Here is a 15919-nt window from a genome sequence, read left to right as displayed (position 1 = left end):
TGGCGTCCCCTAGGGGACTCGAACCCCTGTTACCGCCGTGAAAGGGCGGTGTCCTAGGCCACTAGACGAAGGGGACAAAACCTTCTGTACATCTGACCAGCGCTGAGAGCTGATCGGTTCAAGGACGGTGTGGCCAGACCTTGAACCTGTAGATTGGTGGAGCTAAACGGGATCGAACCGTTGACCTCTTGCATGCCATGCAAGCGCTCTCCCAGCTGAGCTATAGCCCCTCATCGGTGAGGACGGGGCGAATCTTAATGGCGGTTTGGAAAGGTGTCAAATTTATTTTCAACATTTTCCAAAATTTTTTGCCGGGATAACAATCACTTACCGACGAAACCCCGGAAAACCTGGGTTTCGTCGCTGCAACGGACTGCTTAAGCGATAGCGCCCAACAGCTTTTCCCACTCTTTGTTTTCTTTCTTCGATACACCACCAAGCAAATCAAGGGCTTGGCGCAGGCGGAAACGGGTCAGGTCCGGGCCGAGAATTTCCATCGCATCCAGCACCGACACCGAACTGGCCTGCCCGGTGATCGCGGCAAACATCAGCGGCATGGCATCGCGCAATTTCAACTCCAGGGATTCCACCACCGCCTGGATCGTCGCAGTGATCGCGTCCTTCTCCCACTGGCGCAGGCTTTCCAGCTTCCACAGGATCAGTTGCATGAGCTGACGAACCTGATCGCCCGAGAGCTTCTTGGATTCGAACAGCCTGGCATCCGGGTTCACACCACCGGCAAAGAAGAAGCTGGCCAACGGTGCGACCTGGCTGAACGTCTCCACCCTGCCCTGCACCAGCGGTGCGATCTTCATCATGTATTCTGGGTTCAGCGCCCATTGCTGCACGCGGCTGGCAAACTCTTCCACCGGCAGATCACGCAGCCACTGGCCATTGAGCCACGAGAGTTTCTCGATATCGAAGATCGGCCCGCCCAGGGACACGCGGGACAGGTCGAAGTTATCGACCATTTCCTGCAGGGAGAACTTCTCGCGCTCGTCCGGCATCGACCAGCCCATGCGCCCCAGGTAGTTGAGCATCGCTTCAGGCATGAAGCCCATGCGCTCGTAGAACGTCACCGAGGTCGGGTTCTTGCGCTTGGACAGCTTGCTCTTGTCCGGGTTACGCAGCAGCGGCATGTAGCACAGCTGCGGCTGTTCCCAACCGAAGTACTCGTAAAGCAGGATCAGCTTCGGCGCCGACGGCAGCCATTCTTCACCGCGCAATACGTGGGTGATGCCCATCAGGTGGTCATCGACCACGTTGGCCAGGAAGTACGTCGGCAGGCCGTCGGTCTTCATCAGCACCTGCATGTCCATGCGGTCCCACGGGATCTCGACGTCACCGCGCAGCATGTCCGGCACCACGCACACGCCTTCGCTCGGCACCTTCATGCGGATAACGTGAGGTTCACCGGCGGCCAGGCGGGCCGCCACTTCCTCTTTCGACAGCAGCAATGCGCGGCCATCGTAGCGCGGGGTTTCGCCACGGGCCTGTTGCTCGGCGCGCATCTGGTCGAGTTCTTCAGCGGTGCAGAAGCATGGGAACGCATGGCCCATGTCGACCAGCTGCTGGGTGTACTGCTTGTAGATGTCGCTGCGCTCGCTCTGGCGATACGGACCGTGCGGGCCGCCGACGTCCGGGCCTTCGGCCCAGGTAATGCCCAACCAGCGCAGGGCATCGAAAATCTGCTGTTCCGACTCGCGGGTGGAGCGCAGTTGGTCGGTGTCTTCGATCCGCAGGATGAATTCACCGCCGTGCTGCTTGGCAAAGCAGTAGTTGAACAAGGCGATGTAGGCAGTGCCGACGTGGGGATCCCCAGTAGGCGATGGCGCGATGCGCGTGCGGACGGTGGTCATGGCAGGTCTCGAATGGGCGATATAACTGAAATTGAAACAAGGGGCGAATGGTAACAGCCTGGGTGATTTCTGGAAAACCGAGGCGCAGCCATCGGGGGCAAGCCCCCGATGAGGCCGGTCAAGTCACCACCCATCAAACCGCCAGCAGACGCTCGCGCAACTTGCCAATTTCATCGCGGGTCTGCGCCGCGGCCTCGAACTCCAGATCCCGCGCCAACTGGTACATTTTCTCTTCCAACTGGCGAATCCGCTTGGTGATCTCACTCGGCGAGCGCAGTTCGTTTTCGTACTTGGCGCTTTCCTCGGCGGCCTTGGCCATGCCCTTGCGCTTCTTGCTGCGCGAGCCCGGCACGGTGGCGCCTTCCATGATGTCGGCAACGTCCTTGAACACGCCTTTGGGCGTAATGCCGTTTTCCAGGTTGAAGGCAATTTGCTTGTCGCGACGGCGTTGCGTCTCGCCAATCGCCCGCTCCATGGAACCGGTGATGCGGTCCGCGTAGAGAATCGCCCGGCCATTGAGGTTACGCGCCGCGCGACCGATGGTCTGGATCAGCGAGCGTTCGGAACGCAGGAAGCCCTCCTTGTCTGCATCGAGGATTGCCACCAGCGACACTTCCGGCATGTCCAGGCCTTCGCGCAGCAGGTTGATGCCCACCAGCACGTCAAAGGTGCCCAGGCGCAGGTCGCGGATGATTTCCACGCGCTCCACGGTGTCGATGTCCGAGTGCAGGTAACGCACGCGCACGCCGTGGTCGGCGAGGTAGTCGGTCAAGTCTTCGGACATGCGCTTGGTCAGCGTGGTGACCAGCACCCGTTCCTCCAGCGCCACGCGCTTGGTGATTTCCGAGAGCAAGTCGTCGACCTGGGTCAGCGCCGGGCGGATTTCGATTTCCGGGTCGACCAGGCCGGTGGGACGCACCAGTTGCTCGATCACACGGCCGGCATGCTCGGCCTCGTAGTTGCCCGGCGTAGCGGAGACAAAGATGGTCTGCGGGCTGATGGCTTCCCACTCGTCGAAGCGCATCGGCCGGTTATCCAGTGCCGACGGCAGGCGGAAGCCGTACTCCACCAGGGTTTCCTTGCGCGAGCGGTCGCCCTTATACATGGCGCCCACTTGCGGCACGCTGACGTGGGACTCGTCGATCACCAGCAGCGCGTCGTCGGGCAGGTAATCGTAGAGGGTCGGCGGCGGTGCGCCGGAGTCACGGCCCGAGAGGTAGCGCGAGTAGTTCTCGATGCCGTTGCAGTAACCCAGCTCGAGGATCATCTCCAGGTCAAAGCGCGTGCGTTGCTCCAAACGCTGGGCTTCCACCAGCTTGTTGTTGGCACGCAGGTACTCCAGGCGCTCGGCCAGCTCGACCTTGATACCCTCGATGGCGCCCATCAGGGTTTCGCGCGGGGTCACGTAGTGGCTTTTCGGATAGAAAGTGAAGCGCGGCAGCTTGCGGATCACCTCGCCGGTCAACGGGTCGAAGGCCGACAGGCTCTCGACTTCATCGTCAAACAGCTCGATGCGGATCGCCTCCAGGTCGGATTCGGCCGGGTAGATGTCGATCACATCGCCACGCACGCGGAAAGTGGCGCGGGCAAAATCCATGTCGTTGCGGGTGTACTGCAGGCTGGTCAGACGGCGCAGCAGCTCGCGCTGGTCGAGTTTGTCGCCGCGGTCCACGTGCAGCACCATCTTCAAATAGGTTTCCGGGCTACCCAGGCCATAGATGCACGACACCGTGGTGACGATGATCGCGTCCTTGCGCTCCAGCAACGCCTTGGTCGCCGACAGCCGCATCTGCTCGATATGGTCGTTGATCGACGCATCCTTCTCGATAAAGGTATCGGAGGACGGTACATACGCTTCGGGCTGGTAGTAGTCGTAGTAGGAAACGAAGTATTCCACCGCGTTGTTCGGGAAGAACGCCTTGAACTCGCCGTACAACTGCGCGGCCAGGGTCTTGTTCGGGGCCAGCACCAGCGTGGGGCGGTTGATCTGCGCAATCACGTTGGCGATGCTGAAGGTCTTGCCCGAACCGGTCACCCCGAGCAGCGTCTGGTGTGCCAGGCCGGCCTCGATGCCTTCGACCATCTGGCGAATGGCCTCGGGCTGGTCGCCGGCAGGTTCAAAGCGGGTGACTAGTTGGAAATCCGACATAACGTACCTCTTGAAGTCACCCCAGACTGTAAACCCGTCGGGGACGAAAAAGACCACAACCCGCGAAGTTTCAGAGCGGGTCGTAGGAAAAAACCATGATAGCTGTAGAAGTGGTGGCGAATGTGACGGGTTTCAAGGCAATCGTCCCGCCTGCCGTCGTCGACCCATGTTGCAATAAGACTAACGGTCGGCAAATAAACCGAAAAACTTGGCCGAAAAGCCGTTTCGGTTGTCGCCCTCAGCGGTGATGGCCTCTATACTAGCTCCCCGTTTGTGCACCGCTCTAGTGCATTCGGCTGGAGCGCGACACGTCCCTCCCTTCTCCCATAGAGCTGCCGCAAAAATGAGCCTGTTCTCCGCTGTCGAAATGGCACCACGCGATCCAATCCTGGGCCTCAACGAAGCATTCAACGCCGATACACGAACCACCAAGGTCAACCTTGGCGTGGGCGTTTACTGCAACGAGGAGGGGAAGATTCCACTCTTGCGTGCCGTTGCCGAAGCGGAAGCCATTCGCGTGGCGCAACACGCCGCCCGTGGCTACTTGCCGATCGACGGCATCGCGGCCTACGACAAGGCCGTGCAAACCCTGCTGTTCGGCGCTGAATCGCCACTGCTGAACGCTGGCCGCGTCACCACCGTACAAGCGGTAGGCGGCACCGGCGCCCTGAAGCTGGGTGCAGACTTCCTCAAGCAATTGCTGCCAGGCGCCGTCGTAGCGATCAGCGACCCGAGCTGGGAAAACCACCGCGCCCTGTTCGAAACCGCCGGTTTCCCGGTGCAAAACTACCGCTACTACGACGCCGCCACCCACGACGTGAACCGTGCCGGCCTGCTCGAAGACCTCAACGCCCTGCCGCCCCAGTCCATCGTGGTGCTGCACGCCTGCTGCCATAACCCGACCGGCGTCGACCTGAGCCCGGCCGACTGGCAGAACGTGCTGGACGTGGTCAAGGCCCGGAACCTGGTGCCGTTTCTCGACATGGCCTACCAGGGCTTTGGCGACGGTATCCACGAAGACGCCGCCGCCGTGCGCCTGTTCGCCGAATCGGGCCTGACCTTCTTTGTCTCCAGCTCGTTCTCCAAGTCGTTCTCCCTGTACGGCGAGCGTGTGGGCGCGCTGTCCATCGTCGGCGACTCCAAGGAAGAAAGCGCGCGCATCCTGTCCCAGGTCAAGCGCGTGATCCGTACCAACTACTCCAACCCGCCAACCCACGGCGCAGCGATTGTTGCCGCGGTGCTCAACAACCCTGAGCTGCGCGCCCAGTGGGAAGCCGAACTGGCCGAGATGCGCCTGCGCATCCGTGGCATGCGTGAGCAGATGGTTGCCGAGCTGGCCAAGGCTGCTCCGGGCCACGACTTCAGCTTCGTCGGTCGCCAGCGCGGGATGTTCTCCTACTCCGGCCTGACCGTTGAGCAAGTCACCCGCCTGCGCAGCGAGTTTGGTATCTACGCGCTGGATACCGGGCGTATCTGCGTGGCGGCGTTGAACCAGTCGAACATTGCTGCGGTAACAAAGGCGATTGTTCAGGTTCTATAAGCCTGACGGCGTCATACGAAGGGGGAAGCCGATGGCTTCCCCCTTTTTATTGGCGAACCCACTAGACTGAACCCTGATCGCCCCTTTGCTGTGAGAGCCCTATGAGAAACGACGACCTGGACCTGCGCGCCGACCGCGACGAACTGCACGACTACACCCCGCGCGCGCCCCAAGCCAAGCGCCAGAAAAGCCTGGTGTTGCAGGTGGCGCTCGGGGTGTTCCTGGGTGGATTGGCCTTGTGGCTGGTGCAGTTGGGCGCGACGGCAATCATGGCCAAGCTGGCCATGGGCACGTTCCAGTTCGGCGGCTAGGCCGACGCCACACCCTGCTCCTCCAGCAACTTCACAAAACTGTTCAAACTCTGCGACACCGTGCCACGGCGCCAGATCAGCCAGGTATGCAGGGTGCGAAAACTGTCCGTCAGCGGCCACACGCTCACCGTGGTAAACCCCGGCATGCTTTCCAGCATGCTGCGCGGCATCAGCGCCAGGCCGGCCCCGGCGCTGACACAGGCAAGCATGCCGTGGTAGGACTCCATCTCGAAGATCCTCCCCGGCACCGCGCCGTCCTTTGCGAACCAGCGCTCGAAATGGTGCCGGTAGGAACAGTTGGAGCGAAAGGTGTAGATGCTCTCCCCGTTCACATCCTGCCCACGGCTGATAGGCGCGTGGTGCAGCGGCGCAATCACCACCATCTCCTCCTCGAACACCGCCACGCCTTCCAGGGTGGCATGCAATACCGGCCCATCGACGAACGCCGCCGCCAGCCGCCCCGACAATACGCCCTCGATCATCGTGCCTGAAGGCCCGGTGCTCAGGTCCAATTCGACCTTGGTGTGCTTCTGGTTGTAGGCCGCGAGCAGCGCCGGGATGCGCACCGCCGCCGTGCTTTCCAGGGAGCCGAGGGCAAATGCGCCCTGGGGCTCCTCCCCCGCCACCGTCGCGCGGGCTTCCTGCACCAGGTCGAGAATACGCCGCGCATAACCGAGGAAATTCCACCCGGCGGGCGACAGGCGCAGACGACTCTTCTCGCGGATAAACAACTCCACGCCCAGATCCTGCTCCAGTTGCTTGATGCGCGTGGTCAGGTTCGACGGCACCCGATGAATCAACTGCGCGGCGGCACTGATGCTGCCTTGCTCGGCAACGGCCTTGAAGATTTCCAGCTGCACCAGGTCCAAGTCATTCTCCAATCGTGAATGTATTGCTTAATATTATTCAGTTTCCAGAAAACATACAGCCCCGTAGGCTGAACCCATTCCACTCTTTCAGCCGGACGGTGCCATGAACGCTATTTCCCACCAGACCCACGCCCTGTCGATCAACCCCGCCACCGGCGAAACAGTCGGCAGCTACGCCTACGAAAACGCCGCGCAACTGGACGCCGCCCTCGACCGTGCCAGCGCAGCCTTCCGCACCTGGCGCCGCGAGCCGGTCAGCCAGCGCGCCGAACTGCTGCTGGCCCTGGCCGGCGCCCTGCGCGATCAAGCCGAAGAAATGGCGCAGATGATCACCCTGGAAATGGGCAAGCCCATCACCCAGGCCCACGCCGAAATCGAAAAATGCGCCCAGCTCAGCGAGTGGTATGCCGCCCATGGCCCGGCCATGCTGGCCCCGGAACCCACCCTGGTGGACAACGGCAGCGCCCACATCGAATACCGCCCGCTGGGCCCGATCCTCGCCGTGATGCCGTGGAACTTCCCGGTATGGCAAGTGCTGCGCGGCGCCGTGCCGACCCTGCTCGCCGGCAATACCTACGTGCTCAAACACGCGCCGAACGTGATGGGCAGCGCCTACCTGATGAAAGCGGCGTTGCAGAAGGCCGGTTTCGCTGAAGGCCTGTTCGAAGTGATCAACGTGACCCAGGACGGCGTATCCACTGCCATCGCCGACCCGCGCATCGCCGCCGTCACCCTCACCGGCAGCGTACGCGCCGGCATGGCCATCGGCTCCCAGGCCGGTGCCGCGCTGAAGAAATGCGTACTGGAACTGGGCGGCTCCGACCCGTTCATCGTACTCAACGACGCCGACCTCGACGCCGCCGTGCAGGCCGCCGTGATCGGTCGTTTCCAGAACAGCGGCCAGGTCTGCGCCGCCGCCAAGCGCCTGATCATCGAAGCCGGTGTGGTGGACGCCTTCACCGCCAAGTTCGTCGAAGCCAGCCGCGCGCTGGTGATGGGCGACCCGACCTCGGCCAGCACCTACGTCGGCCCGATGGCGCGCTTCGACCTGCGCGACGAGCTGCACGGCCAGGTCCAGGCCACCCTGGAAGAAGGCGCCACCCTGCTGCTGGGCGGCCACAAAGTCGCCGGTGCCGCCAACTACTATGAGCCGACCGTACTGGCCGACGTCACCGACCAGATGACTTCGTTCAAACAGGAACTGTTTGGCCCCGTGGCGTCGATCATCACCGCCCGCGATGCCGACCACGCCGTGGCCCTGGCCAATGACAGCGAGTTCGGCCTCACCGCCAGCCTCTTCACCACCAACCCGGCCAAGGCCCGCGACATCGCCAACCAGCTGGACACCGGCGGGATCTTCATCAATGCGTTCAGCGTGTCCGACCCTCGGGTGGCGTTTGGCGGCGTGAAGAAGAGCGGGTTCGGGCGCGAGTTGTCGCATTTTGGCCTGCGCGAATTCTGCAATGCGCAGACCGTATGGCTGGATCGCAAGTAGCAGCAGTGAACAAATGGCGTTAGCATTCTGTCCACTCGGCTTAACAGCATGTTTTTAGGGTCAGGATCGCACTGTGGAAAAGCTAAATCGCCTTCAAAGCGGAATCGAAGGGCTGGACGCTCTGCTCAAGGGAGGGCTGGTGTCTGGGGCGTCCTACATCATTCAGGGCCGCCCCGGCTCAGGTAAAACCATCCTTGCCAACCAGCTGGGGTTTCATCACGCGCGCAATGGCGGCCGAGTCCTGGTTGCCACGCTGTTGGCGGAATCCCACGACCGCCTTTTCCAGTTCCTCTCTACCCTGAGCTTTTTTGACGCCTCCCGTGTGGGCGCCGAAATCCAGTTTGTCAGCGCCTTCGACACCCTGGAAAACGAAGGCCTCGACGAAGTGGTCAAGCTGCTCAGGCGTGAGATCAGCAGGCAGAGAGCCACCGTCATGGTGGTGGACGGCTTGTTGAACGCGCGTTCCAAGGCCGACTCGCCGATCGACACGAAAAAATTCATTTCCGAACTGCAAGGGCATGCCGCCTTCGCCGGTTGCACGGTGCTGTTCCTCACCAGCTCACGCCTGGATGACGGCAGCCCCGAGCACACCATGGTCGATGGCGTGATCGAAATGGGCGAGGAACTGTTCGGCACCCGTTCCGTGCGCCGTATCCAGTTGCGCAAGACCCGCGGCAGCGGCGCGCTCACCGGCCTGCACGAGTGTGAAATCAACGACGACGGCCTGGTGGTGTATCCGCGCCTGGAAAGCCTCTATGGCCGTCCGTCCGCGCCCGACAGCGCCGACCTGACGCGCATCGCCAGCGGTATCGGCTCGTTGGACGGCATCCTCGGCGGCGGGCTGCACAGCTCCAGCGTGACTTTGGTCATGGGACCGTCGGGCATCGGCAAGACCACCCTGGGCCTCAAGTTCCTCTCGGAATCGACGGTAGACGCTCCCGGCCTGCACTTCGGCTTCTACGAAAGCCCTCAGCGCCTGCGGCTCAAAGGCCAATCCCTGGGCATCGATATCCAGGAGATGGAAGACAGTGGCGCACTGACCATCGCCTGGCAGCCCACCACCGAAGGCCTGCTGGATGGGCTTGGCGCGCGATTGCTGCGCCTGGTCGAGGAAAAGGGCATCAAGCGCCTGTTCATCGACAGCTTGAGCGGCATGACCCGCGTCTCCAACAACCCGGCACGGATCACCGATTTCTACAGCGCACTGATGAACGAACTGCGCGCCAGGGGCGTCACGGTGTTCGCCACGTGGGAGATGCATGATCTGTTCGGCTCGGAGGTCACTTCACCCGCGTCTGAACTGTCGAGCATTGCCGACAACCTCATGCTTATGCGTTTCTTCGAGATTCAGTCTGAACTTAGAAGGACGCTTTCCATTCTTAAGGTCAGAGACAGCTTTTATGACCCCTCATTATTGGAGGTGGTGATCCGTGACCAAGCCGTTGACTTAAGAAAGGTCTCAAGAAATGCCCCCTCAGTTGCATCCAATTCAGCGCTGCCTGGTTCAGCTTTTTAAGTCTTTGGGTAGGTTGAATTGACATGGCCACTATCCTGGTCGTCGATGACGAGTACTTGATCGCCGATATCCTTGCCTACGCACTGGAAGATGAGGGGTTCATGGTCGTCACAGCTGGCAATGGGAAAAAGGCGCTGGAGGTGCTGGAGCGAGAACGGCCGTCGCTGATCATCACCGATTTCATGATGCCGGTGATGGACGGTGAGGAGTTCGCCGAAGCGGTCCGTGCACTGCCTGCCGTCAAGCACCTGCCGATTATCCTGATCAGCGGCGCGCAGGCCCATATCGGCATGCAGCGCTCGGACCTGTTCGATGCGGTGCTGGACAAGCCGTTCGACATCAACAAGCTCATTACCAAGGTGAAGGAACTGCTGGGGTGACCTCAACTGCGGATATGCCGGCGCACACACTGCACCAGCCCATCCAGCGCCTGCGACTTCACCGGCGCGAGCACGCACACCGTATGTTCCTGCTGGCCTTCTTTCACGGTCAGGGTGTAGTGCACCTGGCCCGGGTTTCCGGGCTCTGGCGTGGTGCTCTGCGGCAATTGAAAGAAGTTTGAAGCCTCGATCAGCTGCCGCAACTCTTGCTGGTCCGGCTCGGGCAACGTGTTCAACTCCACCGTACGAGGCTTGGTCAAACCCGGAAAAAACGCCGGCCCGCCGTTTTCCTTGATCGAAATTTGCATGGCTGTTCCTCACGTCAGACGTTAATGCCAACCGCTTTCCAGCCCTCCTTGACCGCCTTGTGCTCATCCTTGTTCGCGCCGTAGAGACGACCGGCGATATCGTAGGTTATACGCGCAAAACGTAAAAACCCCGAGTTAGGCCGCAACCGCGCATCGCGCAGCGCGTCATACCAGATACGTCCTGCGCGCTCCCAGGCAAACCCGCCAATCCGGGTCGCCACCTGATAGAACGCATGGTTGGGAATGCCGGAATTGATATGCACCCCACCATTGTCCTCGTAGGTCTGGACAAAATCATCCATATGCCCTGGCTGAGGGTCCTTGCCCAGCAGCTTGTCATCGAACGCGGTGCCGGGGGCCTTCATCGAACGCAGGGCGACGCCTTTGATCTTCTTGGTGAACAACCCTTTGCCGATCAGCCAATCGGCGTCTTCGGCGGTTTGCTTCAACGCATACTGCTTGATCAGTGAGCCGAACACGTCCGAAAGTGACTCGTTCAGCGCGCCGGATTGATTGAAATACATCAGCTTGGCCTCGTCCTCGGTGACGCCGTGGGCCAATTCATGGCCAATCACATCGAGGGCCACCGTGAAGCGGTTGAACAACTGCCCATCGCCGTCGCCAAACACCATCTGGGTCGAGTTCCAGAACGCATTGTTATAGTTCTGGCCAAAGTGCACGGTGGCATCCAGCGCCATGCCGGCGTCGTCGATGGAGTTGCGGTCGAACACCTCTTCGAAAAAATCGAACGTGGCACCCAAGCCGTCATAGGCTTCGTCCACGGCGGCGTCGCCACTGGCGGGCTGGCCTTCACCGCGGATCAGCTTGCCCGGCAGGCTGTCGGTGCCTTCGGCGCTGTAGATCGAGCGCCGTTTGCCGGCGCCCATGACCAGGGCCATGTGGGCCGGCCCCTTGGCGGGCACTGCGACCATGCGCAGCGAACGGAACGTGCTGTCCTTGGCGCGGGTGCGCAGCGCGATGTCGCGCTGGGCCTTATCACCGTGACGCGCGATCTGGTCGAGCATATACGGCGGGATCAGGCAGAAAATCGGGTTGCGGTGGTGGCGATCACACATTAGCTGGCTCCCTGTTGGCATATGGTGTAGCTCCGGTAACCGTTTGAGGATAGCCCCCCAGGGTTAACCCGTGTCATCAATTGTCATCAATCTATGTTGCAGTCGTGTTTATCCAAGGAGGACTTACCCATGCCAGCCCGCAAAGCCAAAATCGATCTTGCGCACCGCCCACGACTCGCCGATCTGCGCCCTTTGATCGCGACCAATCCCACCCTGATGGAAGCCCGGGCGGCGAAGCCCCGTGTCACCGCGGCCAAGGATCTACAGGACCGACAGGGCTACGCCGAGGACTTTCTCAGCAGCTTCACAGTGCCCTGGCCCACCGCCGATGAGGCATTGGCGGACGACGTCCAACCGCTGCGCCTGGACTACACGCATTTCTCGGTGACGATGTCCCGTTCCCGACGACTGGCGCTCTACGTGGGCGTCAATATCGACGGCGGGCAGCATGTGGAGATTATCCGCAGCAACGACACCTGGGCCTACGATGGGCGCCTGCCGATCAGCGCCCAGGTCGGCGAAGAGCTCTATGCCAGCAATGGCCTGGATCGCGGCCACCTGGTACGGCGCCAGGATCCCAACTGGGGCGATGCGGCAAACACCGCCAACCTCGACACCTTCCACTTCACCAACTGCTCGCCGCAGATGAGCGGGTTCAACCAGAAGACCTGGCTGGAACTGGAAGACTACATCCTCAATAACACGCAACGTTGGAAAGCCCGGGCAACGGTGTTCAGCGGCCCGGTGTTCGCCGACGACGACCGCCTTTACCGTGGCATCAGAATCCCCAAGGCGTTCTGGAAGGTGGTGGCCTACCTCAGCGATGACGGCAAGCCCTCCGCCAGCGCCTACATGATCGACCAAAGCCGCGAGTTGGGTCAGCTCGACCTGATGTTCGGCCAGGTCAGGACCTACCAGCGCAGCGTGATCCAGATCGAACAATTGACCGGCATCCGCTTCGCCAACCTGGCGGACTACGACGGTTTCAGCAACGAAGAGCGCGCCACGGGCACGCGAATTGAAGCGCTGATCCGCGGCCCCGAGGATATTCGTCTCTGACCGGGCGCCCTTCGGGCTGTATCGCCTGGCCCTAATCAACTACCATACCGCGCCGGTTCCCGAACGGGACTAATAGGGAATCCGAAGCGCGGTACACCGCGTCAATCGGAACTGCCCCCGCAACTGTAGGTGCCGAGCCTGCTCCCCACTGCCACTGGACCGCGTCCGGGAAGGCCGGAGCGTGGCGACGACGCATCAGTCAGGAGACCTGCCGGCCCAGTAATCACTAACCGGCGGGGTGTCCGGGAAGGACCTCCTTGCCTGCCCGTTCGGCAGCGTTCGAGGGCGTATTTCCGAACCGTACCTCCCCTGTTTCCACGTACGGTTCACACGGAGATCGCCTCATGCTGCCACGCGTTACCGCCCTGATCAGCGGCCTGGGTTTCTGCGCCCTGGCCCACGCCGCCCCCACGCATTACCCGCTGACCCTGGAAAACTGCGGCAGCACCCTTACTTTCCCGCAGGCGCCCGCGCGCAGCGTGACCATCGGCCAGGCCGCCACCGAAATGCTCTATGCCCTCGGCGTGGCTGACCGCGTGGTGGGCACTTCGCTGTGGTTCAACAGCGTGTTGCCGCAGTTCAAGGCGCAGAACGACAGCATCGAGCGCCTGGCCAACAACGAGCCCAGCTTCGAAGCAGTGATCGCCAAGCGCCCGCAACTGGTGGCCGCCGAGCTGGAATGGGTGGTGGGCCCGCAAGGCGTGGTCGGCACCCGCGAGCAGTTTCACGAACTGAAGATCCCCACCTACCTGCTGCCCTCCGACTGCGAAGGCAAGGACAACCTGGTGGGCGCCGACGGCACGCGGCTGGAGCCGTTCCGTATCGAGACCATCTACAAAAGCATCCGCCAGCTGGCGCAGATTTTCGATGTACAGGATCGCGGCCAACAGTTGAACGATGAGCTCCAGGCGCGCCTGGCCAAATCCGTGGCCACCGTGCAGAGCAAAGGCCTCAAGCAGGCCAGCGCGCTGGTGTGGTTCTCCAGCGCCGAACTGGCCAGCGACCCCTACGTGGCCGGACACAAGGGCATTCCGGAGTTCATGCTCGAAACCCTCGGTTTGCACAACGTGGTGCAATCCGATGAAGAATGGCCCGCCGTCGGCTGGGAAACCCTCGCCAAGGCCAACCCGACCTTCCTGGTAATCGCCCGCATGGACCGCCGCCGCTACCCCGCCGACGACCATGAAAAGAAACTCGCCTTCCTGCGCAGCGACCCGGTCACGCGCAACATGGACGCGGTGAAAAACAACCGCATCATCATCCTCGACGCCCTGGCGCTGCAGGCCAGCATCCGCATGTTCGACGGCCTTGAACACCTGGCCACGGCCATCGACGGCTACGACCTGCCGCAATGATCCGGACCTTACTCGCCCTGGCGCTATTGCTGATCGCCGTGCTCGCCGGCGTGGCCATCGGCGAAACCGCCATCTCGCCCCAGGTGGTGCTACAGGTGCTCGCCAACAAACTGTGGGCGGCCGGTTACGTGCTGGACCCGATCGATGAAGGCGTGGTGTGGAACTATCGCCTCACCCGTGCCCTGGTGGCCGCCGCCTGCGGTGCGGGGCTGGCCACCTGCGGGGTGATTTTGCAGTCGTTGCTGCGCAACCCGTTGGCCGATCCGTACCTGCTGGGCATCAGCGCCGGGGCTTCGACCGGCGCGGTGCTGGTGGCGTTGATGGGCGTGGGCGGCGGGCTGATTTCATTGTCGGCCGGCGCCTTTGTCGGCGCGATGGCGGCGTTTGCCCTGGTGATCCTGCTGGCGCGGGCCAGCGGTTCGTCCAGCGGCACCGGGCAGATCATACTCGCCGGCATCGCCGGCTCGCAGCTGTTCAATGCACTTACCGCGTTCCTGATCACCAAGTCCGCCAGCTCCGAACAGGCACGCGGCATCATGTTCTGGCTGCTGGGCAACCTCAGCGGCGTGCGCTGGCCGTCGGTGTGGCTGGCGGTGCCGGTGGCGGTCACCGGCCTGGCGGTGTGCCTGTGGCATCGTCGCGCGTTGGATGCGTTTACCTTCGGCACGGATTCGGCGGCCTCCCTGGGCATCCCGGTACGCCGCGTGCAGGTTGTGCTGGTGGGGTGCGCGGCGCTGGTAACGGCGGTGATGGTGTCGATTGTCGGCTCCATTGGCTTTGTCGGCCTGGTGATCCCCCACGCGGTGCGCCTGCTGCTCGGCACCGGGCATTCGCGCCTGCTGCCCGCCAGTGCGCTGGGCGGCGCGTTATTTTTGATTGCGGCCGATGTGTTGTCGCGCACCTTGATCAAGGGCCAGGTGATTCCGGTCGGCGTGGTGACGGCGCTGGTGGGCGCGCCGGTGTTTGCGCTGATCCTGATTGGCCGGAGGAATGCGCGATGAGCGTACTGAGTTGCACCGGCCTGGGCTTCAAGGTGCGTGAGGCGGAGTTGCTGCAGGATATTCACCTGGAGGTTCAGCGGGGGGAAACCCTGGGGATTGTCGGGCCCAACGGCTCCGGCAAATCCACCCTGCTCAAACTGCTCGCCGGCCTGCGCGCACCGGCCAGCGGCGACGTGCACCTGGGCGGCCAGCGCCTGGGCGACCTGTCCCGCCGCGCCATCGCCCAACAGCTGGCGGTGGTGGAACAACAGGCCGACACCGACGACGCCATCCGCGTATTCGACGCCGTAGCGCTGGGCCGTACACCGTGGCTGTCGGCGCTGAGCCCGTGGTCCGGCGACGACGACGCCATCGTGCGCCAGGCCCTGCATGACGTGGACGCCACCCACCTGAGCCAGCGCGCCTGGCGCAGCCTCTCCGGCGGCGAGCGCCAACGCGTGCACATCGCCCGGGCCCTGGCGCAACGGCCGCAGATCCTGTTGCTGGATGAGCCGACCAACCACCTGGATATCCAGCATCAGTTGGCGATTTTGAAAGGCGTGCAAGGCTTGCCGGTGACCACCCTCATCGCCCTGCATGACCTGAACCAGGCGCTGACCTGCGATCGCCTGGCCGTGCTGGACCGTGGGCGCCTGGTCGCGCTGGGCAAGCCGCTGGAGGTGCTGACGCCACAGCGACTACAGGAGACATTCGGGGTGCAGGCGCATTACCTGACGGACCCGTTTGATGGGGCGCAGATACTGCGGTTGCGGTCTAACTGAACAGCACATGTCCACTTCACCCGAGACTCTATTGTGGGAGGGGCGGTGGTAGATAGGCTGTTGTGGCGAGCGGGCTTGCCCGCGTTGGGCTGCGTAGCAGCCCCAGTCAAGAGGAATGCGCTGTATCAGACACTCTGTAGAGACTGGTTTCGGGGCTGCTTCGCAGCCCAACGCGGGACAAGCCCGCTCACCACAGGGAGAACGGCAGATCAGTCACCGTCGCCGGCCTCAACGTCAGCG

14 protein-coding genes, 2 tRNA genes and 1 riboswitch are annotated in these 15919 nt (G+C 62.4%); of the genes, 9 read left to right on the top strand and 7 right to left on the bottom strand.

The window, feature by feature from the left end; genetic code table 11:
* The 4 genes from AC07OT_RS26235 to uvrB all read right to left on the bottom strand — a co-directional run bounded on the left by AC07OT_RS26235 (window position 1) and on the right by uvrB (window position 4008).
* A tRNA-Glu gene (locus AC07OT_RS26235) sits at window positions 1–76 on the bottom strand.
* Window positions 77–154: 78 nt separating this feature from the next.
* A tRNA-Ala gene (locus AC07OT_RS26230) sits at window positions 155–230 on the bottom strand.
* Between the two features lie 147 nt (window positions 231–377).
* Window positions 378–1859: a glutamate--tRNA ligase gene (gene gltX, locus AC07OT_RS26225; RefSeq protein ID WP_016970940.1), complete on the bottom strand. Its 1482-nt coding sequence runs from the start codon at window positions 1857–1859 to the stop codon at window positions 378–380.
* 133 nt (window positions 1860–1992) lie between these two features.
* A complete protein-coding gene (gene uvrB / locus AC07OT_RS26220) occupies window positions 1993–4008 on the bottom strand; it encodes an excinuclease ABC subunit UvrB (RefSeq protein WP_115486904.1) in 2016 nt (671 codons plus the stop codon).
* 343 nt (window positions 4009–4351) lie between these two features.
* On the opposite strand from uvrB, the gene AC07OT_RS26215 reads away from it, so the two are divergent.
* Together AC07OT_RS26215 and AC07OT_RS26210 are read left to right on the top strand one after the other, a co-directional pair.
* Window positions 4352–5548: an amino acid aminotransferase gene (locus AC07OT_RS26215; protein WP_027604058.1), complete on the top strand. Its 1197-nt coding sequence runs from the start codon at window positions 4352–4354 to the stop codon at window positions 5546–5548.
* 101 nt (window positions 5549–5649) lie between these two features.
* Window positions 5650–5859 (top strand): hypothetical protein, encoded by a 210-nt coding sequence (locus AC07OT_RS26210; RefSeq protein WP_016970937.1) that lies wholly within the window; start codon window positions 5650–5652, stop codon window positions 5857–5859.
* On the opposite strand, the gene ptrR is transcribed toward AC07OT_RS26210, so the two are convergent.
* Window positions 5856–6728, bottom strand: a complete 873-nt coding sequence (ptrR, locus tag AC07OT_RS26205) for a putrescine utilization regulator PtrR (RefSeq protein ID WP_495109442.1) — start codon at window positions 6726–6728, stop codon at window positions 5856–5858. The two genes, AC07OT_RS26210 and ptrR, sit on opposite strands and share 4 nt — an antisense overlap.
* 103 nt (window positions 6729–6831) lie before the next feature.
* Here ptrR and AC07OT_RS26200 point away from each other — a divergent pair, with 103 nt between their 5' ends.
* The 3 genes from AC07OT_RS26200 to AC07OT_RS26190 all read left to right on the top strand — a co-directional run bounded on the left by AC07OT_RS26200 (window position 6832) and on the right by AC07OT_RS26190 (window position 10119).
* The gene (locus AC07OT_RS26200; RefSeq protein ID WP_495109441.1) at window positions 6832–8223 is read left to right on the top strand and encodes an aldehyde dehydrogenase family protein; all 1392 of its coding nucleotides are present in this window, start codon (window positions 6832–6834) and stop codon (window positions 8221–8223) included.
* 73 nt (window positions 8224–8296) lie between these two features.
* The gene (locus AC07OT_RS26195; protein ID WP_065940386.1) at window positions 8297–9739 is read left to right on the top strand and encodes an ATPase domain-containing protein; all 1443 of its coding nucleotides are present in this window, start codon (window positions 8297–8299) and stop codon (window positions 9737–9739) included.
* Between the two features lie 23 nt (window positions 9740–9762).
* Window positions 9763–10119, top strand: coding sequence for a response regulator (locus tag AC07OT_RS26190; RefSeq protein ID WP_027604054.1), 357 nt, complete (start codon window positions 9763–9765; stop codon window positions 10117–10119).
* A 2-nt stretch (window positions 10120–10121) separates the two neighbouring features.
* Here the strand turns inward: AC07OT_RS26190 and AC07OT_RS26185 are convergent, their stop codons facing one another.
* A complete protein-coding gene (locus tag AC07OT_RS26185) occupies window positions 10122–10427 on the bottom strand; it encodes a protealysin inhibitor emfourin (RefSeq protein WP_027604053.1) in 306 nt (101 codons plus the stop codon).
* A 14-nt stretch (window positions 10428–10441) separates the two neighbouring features.
* Window positions 10442–11503: a M4 family metallopeptidase gene (locus AC07OT_RS26180; RefSeq protein WP_495109440.1), complete on the bottom strand. Its 1062-nt coding sequence runs from the start codon at window positions 11501–11503 to the stop codon at window positions 10442–10444.
* Between the two features lie 129 nt (window positions 11504–11632).
* Between AC07OT_RS26180 and AC07OT_RS26175 the strand changes: the two genes are divergently transcribed.
* From AC07OT_RS26175 to AC07OT_RS26160, 4 genes are all read left to right on the top strand, one after another.
* Entirely contained in the window at window positions 11633–12562 is a 930-nt protein-coding gene (locus tag AC07OT_RS26175) for a DNA/RNA non-specific endonuclease (RefSeq protein WP_495109439.1), read from the top strand.
* Window positions 12563–12598: 36 nt separating this feature from the next.
* Window positions 12599–12792: riboswitch (cobalamin riboswitch) on the top strand.
* 114 nt (window positions 12793–12906) lie between these two features.
* On the top strand, window positions 12907–13917 hold the full coding sequence (locus tag AC07OT_RS26170; protein ID WP_495109438.1) for an ABC transporter substrate-binding protein: 1011 nt from the start codon (window positions 12907–12909) through the stop codon (window positions 13915–13917).
* Window positions 13914–14918 carry a FecCD family ABC transporter permease gene (locus AC07OT_RS26165; RefSeq protein ID WP_065940391.1) on the top strand — a complete coding sequence of 335 codons (1005 nt, stop codon included), beginning with the start codon at window positions 13914–13916 and terminating at the stop codon, window positions 14916–14918. The genes AC07OT_RS26170 and AC07OT_RS26165 overlap by 4 nt, the downstream gene beginning before the upstream one ends.
* Window positions 14915–15679, top strand: coding sequence for an ABC transporter ATP-binding protein (locus tag AC07OT_RS26160; protein WP_495109437.1), 765 nt, complete (start codon window positions 14915–14917; stop codon window positions 15677–15679). Before AC07OT_RS26165 ends, AC07OT_RS26160 begins: the two co-directional genes overlap by 4 nt.
* Window positions 15680–15919 lie beyond the last annotated feature (240 nt).

This window comes from Pseudomonas sp. GW821-FHT09C10 (genome assembly GCF_059418085.1).
This window is presented reverse-complemented; position numbering and strand designations above follow the sequence as displayed.